The 6,111-nt window shown below is 63.0% G+C and carries 6 protein-coding genes; all 6 read left to right on the plus strand.

Annotated features, from left to right (window positions below):
- Positions 1-2: 2 nt before the first annotated feature.
- The 6 genes from NW855_RS01700 (at position 3) to NW855_RS01725 (ending at position 5,990) form a co-directional block, all read left to right on the plus strand.
- Entirely contained in the window at positions 3-1,337 is a 1,335-nt protein-coding gene (locus NW855_RS01700; protein WP_414346845.1) for a dihydroorotase, read from the plus strand.
- Between the two features lie 88 nt (positions 1,338-1,425).
- Positions 1,426-2,445 (plus strand): YihY/virulence factor BrkB family protein, encoded by a 1,020-nt coding sequence (locus NW855_RS01705; RefSeq protein WP_414402542.1) that lies wholly within the window; start codon positions 1,426-1,428, stop codon positions 2,443-2,445.
- Positions 2,414-3,514: an L-threonylcarbamoyladenylate synthase gene (locus NW855_RS01710; protein WP_011430498.1), complete on the plus strand. Its 1,101-nt coding sequence runs from the start codon at positions 2,414-2,416 to the stop codon at positions 3,512-3,514. Before NW855_RS01705 ends, NW855_RS01710 begins: the two co-directional genes overlap by 32 nt.
- A complete protein-coding gene (purE, locus tag NW855_RS01715; protein ID WP_011430499.1) occupies positions 3,484-4,014 on the plus strand; it encodes a 5-(carboxyamino)imidazole ribonucleotide mutase in 531 nt (176 codons plus the stop codon). The genes NW855_RS01710 and purE overlap by 31 nt, the downstream gene beginning before the upstream one ends.
- Positions 4,015-4,085: 71 nt before the next feature.
- Positions 4,086-4,865 carry a hypothetical protein gene (locus NW855_RS01720; protein WP_414508283.1) on the plus strand — a complete coding sequence of 260 codons (780 nt, stop codon included), beginning with the start codon at positions 4,086-4,088 and terminating at the stop codon, positions 4,863-4,865.
- A gap of 102 nt (positions 4,866-4,967) precedes the next feature.
- Positions 4,968-5,990, plus strand: coding sequence for a CobW family GTP-binding protein (locus NW855_RS01725; RefSeq protein WP_414508284.1), 1,023 nt, complete (start codon positions 4,968-4,970; stop codon positions 5,988-5,990).
- The last annotated feature ends 121 nt before the right edge of the window (positions 5,991-6,111 follow it).

A 6,111-nucleotide genomic window follows, 5' to 3' on the forward strand; every position in this document is an offset into this window, starting at 1 on the left:
AGATGGGATCCACCCTCCCTGCCGACCTGAGCCTGCTCAATCTCTGCCTCCGTGGGGTGCGCCTGTTGGATCCCTGGCAACAGCGGGATGAGGTGACCGACGTGTGGCTGCAGCAGGGCCGCCTCCGGGCCACCGAGCCGGCGGGGATCCCTGCCGACATCCCCCGCCTGGAGGCTGCTGGCTGGGTGCTGGGGCCGGGCTTGATCGATCTGTACGCCCACAGTGGCGAGATCGCTGATCAAGAGCTCTCCCCCTGCCGCGAAACCCTCGCCTCTCTGGGGGCAGCAGCTCTGGCAGGGGGGTTTACCCAAGTGGGTCTTCTCCCTGCCCCCCTGCCCGGAACGGCAACTTTCCCGGTGCTGGACGAGCCGGAGCAGGTGGGCCGCTACCGCCGCCGAGCGGGGGATTCCCGCTGGCTGCCCTGGGCTGCTTTGAGCTTGGGTGACCGGGAAGAAGCTCCCAGCCTCTGGGGAGAGCTGGCCCGCGCCGGCGCCATTGGCTTTGTGGCCCGGACTGAAGGATCAGAGCCGCTGCGGTCGTTGGCCCTACTGCGGCGGGCGCTGGAGTATTTGCGGCCTTGGAATAAGCCGCTGCTGGTGTGGGCCTGGGATCCCAGCCTGGCTGGCTCGGGCAGCCTCTACGAGGGGGTGTGGGCGCTGCGCTTGGGGCTGAAGGGGATCCCAACCAGTGCCGAAACCGCGGCCTTGGCCCGTCTCCTGGAAGTAGTGCGCAGCGTTCCTTCGCCGGCGCCGGTGCATGTGATGCGCCTCAGCCAAGCCCGCAGCCTGGAGCTTGTCCAGCAGGCCCAAGCAGAGGGGCTGCCGGTTAGCGCCAGCACCACCTGGATGCACCTGCTCTTGGCGGAGGAAGCCGTCTTGGAGCACGGCTACGATCCCCACCTGCGCCTCTTGCCTCCTCTCCCCCGCAGCAGCGACCGCGAGGCCCTCATCGCCGGCATCCGCAGCGGCAGCCTGGGTATTGCCACCGACCACGCCCCCTACACCTACGAGGAGAAAACCCTGCCCTTTGCCGAAGCCCCTCCTGGGGCCATAGGCCTGGAGCTGGCGCTGCCCCTGCTGTGGCAGAACCTGGTAGAGACGGGATCCCTGACGGCGCTCCAGCTCTGGTCGGCCCTCAGCCTCTACCCGGCCCGCTGCCTGGGGTTGGAGCCGCCCAGCCTAGCTCCCGGAAGTGACTGGGTGCTGTTCGATCCGGGCCATACCTGGACGGTCTCGGCAGCCACCCTTTGCTCGCGATCCCTGGCCACTCCCTGGCTGGGCAGGACCCTGCGCGGCAAGGTGTTGCACACCCATGTTGAAGAAGGAAGCCAGCCCTGAACCTGAGACCGGCAAAACCCCTTCTCTGTGCCAAGAGGCGCAGGGCCTTGAATTATCCTGGGAGCTAGGCTCAAGGGGGTAGGGGCCCATGAAGCTAGGGAAGCGGCTGGGGACGCTGCCGAGCTTCCGGCAGTTGCAAGGGATCCGCTGGGCATGGGGAGAGTGGAGTCGCCAAGGGGAGCTGGCCTGGCGTACACTACGGCTGGCCTGGGAAAACGCGATGCGCTACCGGCTGTTTGGCCTAGCCTCCGAGATGGCCTACAGCTCGATGTTGGCCCTATTTCCCTTTATCCTCACCCTCTTGACCGGGATTGGGCTGTTTGTCGGCTCCTCTGAGCAAGCTTTTCAGCGCCTGATGGAGCAATTGGGGCAGATTGCCCCCCAAGAAGCCCTGGTGCTTCTGGAACAGTATGCGCGAGAGCTCCGCTTTGGGGAAAACCGAGGCTTGCTCTCCCTCAGCTTCTTAGGAACCCTGTGGGCTGCCTCTGGGGCCTTGGGAGCAGTGATGACGGCTTTGGATCTCAGCCACGAGATCCCCCAGGAGATGCGCCGCCCCTTTTGGAGACGCAAGCTGATCTCGATGGTTTGGATGCTAGCTACCCTGGGGTTAACCGGTTTGGCCAGCTTGATCTTCTTGTTCAGTGCCAGCTTTTTCCGCTTCTTGTCCGCCCAAGCGAAATCCCTAGCGGAGGGGGTTGCCGGGCCGGATCAGTTGGATCCCTGGCGGGAGCTGGCGCTGAAGTTGTGGGAAGCGCTCACCTGGCCTATCTCGTTGGGGATGATCGTCGTCTCCTGTTGGGTGCTGTACCGATTCGGCCCCAGCTTGCGCCGGCCCCAAATGCCGATTTGGCCAGGAGCGATTGTGGCCAGCCTGCTTTGGGTTGGGGTGTCGTGGGGGCTGCGGGTTTATGTGGAGCACTTCGGCCAGCTCAACCAAGTCTACGGAGCCGTGGGGGCAGTTATTGTCTTATTGCTGTGGGTTTGGCTCACTTCCTTGGCGCTGCTGTTTGGGGATCAGATTAACATTGCCCTCTACCAGGCCCGACAATGGATTCGGGACTGCTCCCCCACCCCTCATGCAAACGCAGATCCTCCCCCCCACCCCTGAGCACATTGCCTTGGCGGCTGAAGCGCTGCGGCGGGGCCAGTTGGTGGCCATACCTACAGAGACGGTGTACGGCCTGGCGGGCCACGGCCTCAACGAACAGGCGGTGGCAGAGATCTTTGCCGCCAAGGAGCGCCCCCGTTTCAATCCCCTGATCCTGCATCTGCCGGCTGGGCTGGATCTAGAGACACTGCAGGGCTGGCTGGTGGATCTGGAGGCTTTTACTCCCGCCGCTCGCGCTCGCCTGGGATCCCTTGTCGACACCTTTTGGCCGGGGCCGCTGACGCTGGTGCTGCCCAAGGGATCCCGGGTGCCGGATCTCGTCACCAGTGGCTTGCCCACGGTGGCGCTGCGGATGCCCGCCCACCCCGTGGCCCAGGCTTTGCTGCGGGCAGTTCAGGTGCCTTTGGCTGCCCCCAGCGCCAACCGCTTTGGCCGCCTCAGCCCTACCTCGGCCCAGGCCGTCTATGCCGAGTTGGCGGGGCGGATCCCTTACATTTTGGACGGGGGAGAGTGCAGCGTGGGCCTGGAATCGACAGTGCTCAAGCTCAGCCCCGACGGCACGCCCACCCTGTTGCGCCCTGGCGGGATCCCGCGGGAAGTTTTGGAATCCCACCTCAATTTGCCCCTAAGCTCTCCCCCTGCCCCAGACGGCAAGGAGAGTCCAGAGGCTCCCGGCCAACTGAGCAGCCACTACGCTCCCGGTAAGCCCATCTGGCTTTTGCCCACTGCCTTTGCCCAGCTTCAGCCTGAGGATTGGCAACAGTTGCGGCGCTTGGCCACTGGCCACTCGCACCTAGGCATTCTCAGTTTCGCCGCCAAACCAGAAGCGCTGGCAGAAAGCCTCTCCCGCCACTGTCCTGAGGTCACCTTTACCCTAGAATGTCTGGGCCCGGATCCCAACTCGGCGGCCCACGCCTTCTTTGCCAGCCTGCGCCGCCTGGATGAGGGAGCGGCCACCTTGCTGTTGGCTGAACCGCCACCAGTTGTCACTGGCCTAGGTTATGCGATCATGGATCGGCTACGACGGGCCAGCCGCTCATGGAAGTCTCCCCTCTCGTCGCCATCCTAATGGGCAGCGATTCCGATCTGCCCACCCTGGCACCCGCTGCCCAGGTGTGTGAGGAGTTTGGGATCCCCTACCAACTGCAGATCCTCAGCGCCCACCGCACCCCGGAGGCGATGGTGGACTTTGCCCGCCGCGCCCATATCCAAGGGATCCGCGTCATTATCGCCGGCGCCGGCGGGGCGGCCCATCTGCCGGGGATGGTAGCCTCCCTTACCCCTCTGCCGGTCATCGGGGTGCCGGTGTTCAGCCAATCTCTGCAGGGGCTGGACTCCCTATATTCGATCGTGCAAATGCCCAAGGGGATCCCGGTGGCTACTGTAGCCATCGGCAATGGCTACAACGCTGGACTCTTGGCCGTGCAGATCTTGGCCAGCGGCGATCCCGCCCTGCAACAACGGGTGCTGGCCTACCGGGAAAGCCTCAAGCAAGCGGTGCAAGAGAAAAACGCCCAGTTGCAAACTCAGGGGTGGAAAGCCTATCTCAGCTCCGCCGGCAGAGCATAATTATTGAGTGAGAGAGCGTTGGCCTGTCTTGACAGGGATCAGATGGGACGAAGTTGGGGGAGTTGCCAGCGGTGAAGGATGGATCGGGTCGCCCCTCTTCCGGACAGGGATCCTGGCGGGAATATCTGCAGCGAGTTCAGAAAGGGGCAGTGGAGAGGGGATCCGAGGTGGCCCTGTGGCTACTCTCGGGGCCGCAATGGCGGGTTTTGGCCCTGTCGGGCTTGGCCTTGGCGGGGCTGGCTTTTTGGCACTGGCGGCTAGCTCTTTCTCTAGCTGTGGGCAGTGGGGCAATGCTGGGGCTGTATGCTGCGCGCAGCCCTGAGTTCAGCCGCCGCTGGCAGGAGTTGCAAGCCTGGTTTCGCCAAGCCGATCGCTCCCTGCTGCTTGCTGTTGTCGGGGGGGCAGGCGCCGCTCTGGGCACCTACATCGTGGTTTCCATCTGGGCAGAATCCAGCCAGCGCTGGCTGGCCACGGGCGCCATTTTGCAGGGGCTAGCCACCTTTGCCTTGTTGGCGCTGCTGTTTTGGGAGTGGCTTAGCCGCCGCCAAGAGCGGCAGCGTTCCCAACTGGAGCGAGATCTCAGCGACATCGCTTCCCCCGACTCCTACCGACGGCTGCTGGGCGTGCGTCGGCTGCAGAGCTGGATGCCATACCTGGATGCCGAGCAGACGCGGCTAGCGGTGGACTACCTCCGCCTCGCCCTTGACCAAGAAACCGTGGCTGTCGTCCGGGAAGCCCTGCTGGAAGCTCTGCAGGGGTGGGGGATCCTGCGTCGCCTCAACGATTTGGCCGACCTCAAACGCCCCGAAAGCAGCGGGGATCCCTCTTCAGGTCGGAACCACAGCGTCTAGATGGCTGCCTCAACATCTCCGCTGGGGCAGCGAGTCTTCAAAGAGCGTCATTACAATGAGGATAAAGTGGAAGGGTCCTCTTTAGCAGATTGCGGTTCCTCCATGACCACCACCATTGAAGTGCCCAAGCGAGGCTTGCCTGTCACCATCATCACTGGCTTTCTGGGGAGCGGGAAAACCACTCTGCTCAACCACATCCTCCGCAACCAGAAAGGGATGCGCACAGCGGTGCTGGTCAACGAATTTGGGGAGATTGGCATCGACGGCGAGCTGATTGTCTCCAGCGAAGAAGACCTCGTAGAGCTCAACAACGGCTGCATCTGCTGCACCATCCGCGACGACATTGTCGAGAGTGTGCTGCGCCTGATGGAGCGCTCCGACAAAATCGACTACCTGGTGGTGGAGACCACAGGACTGGCGGATCCCTTGCCGGTTGCCCTCACCTTTTTGGGGCCAGAACTGCGGGATCTGACACGGCTGGATTCGATCATCACCCTGGTGGATGCCAGCAACTTCGCTCCTGATCTGTTCAACAGTGACGTGGCCTACAGCCAAATTGCCTATGGGGATGTCATTCTCCTCAACAAAACCGACCTGGTTGAGCCGGCGGAGATCGAGCGCCTGGAAAAACGCATTCGCGAGATCAAGGAAGATGCCCGCATTTTGCGCACGGTCAACAGCGCAGTGCCCCTAGAGCTGATCCTGGATACAGACCTGTTTCAGTCCAGCTCTCTGCCCCAGGAGGAGGCTCCCGACGCTGAGCATGACCATGAGCATGACCACGAACACGGCCATGATCACGGCCACTCGCACCGCAGCCACATCGAGGTCGATGGTTTTAACTCCCTGGCCTTTGAGAGCGATCGCCCCTTCTCTCTAGACGCTTTCCAGAACTTTCTCAACGAGTTGCCCGATGCAGTCTTTCGGGCCAAAGGGATCCTGTGGTTTGAGGAAAGCCCAGAGCGACATATCTTCCACCTCAGCGGTCGGCGCTACACCCTCAGCAGCGACGCCTGGCCTCGCCAGCCCAAAAACCAGTTGGTGCTCATCGGCCAGCACCTCGATACGGCCAAGCTGCAGCAAAAGTTGGAAGCCTGTCTTGTCCCGGCGCCCGTCCAGGGCTAAGAACTGGGTGGCGGCTTAGAATCGTCGGGCCCTGTTCCGGCAGCCTCGCGAGGGGAGCCTTGAGAGAGGGCAAGCCTCTAGTCCTGAATTTACTGAACAACATATTGTCTTACGGAACTAA

It is taken from the genome of Synechococcus sp. RC10B2 (genome assembly GCF_047502635.1).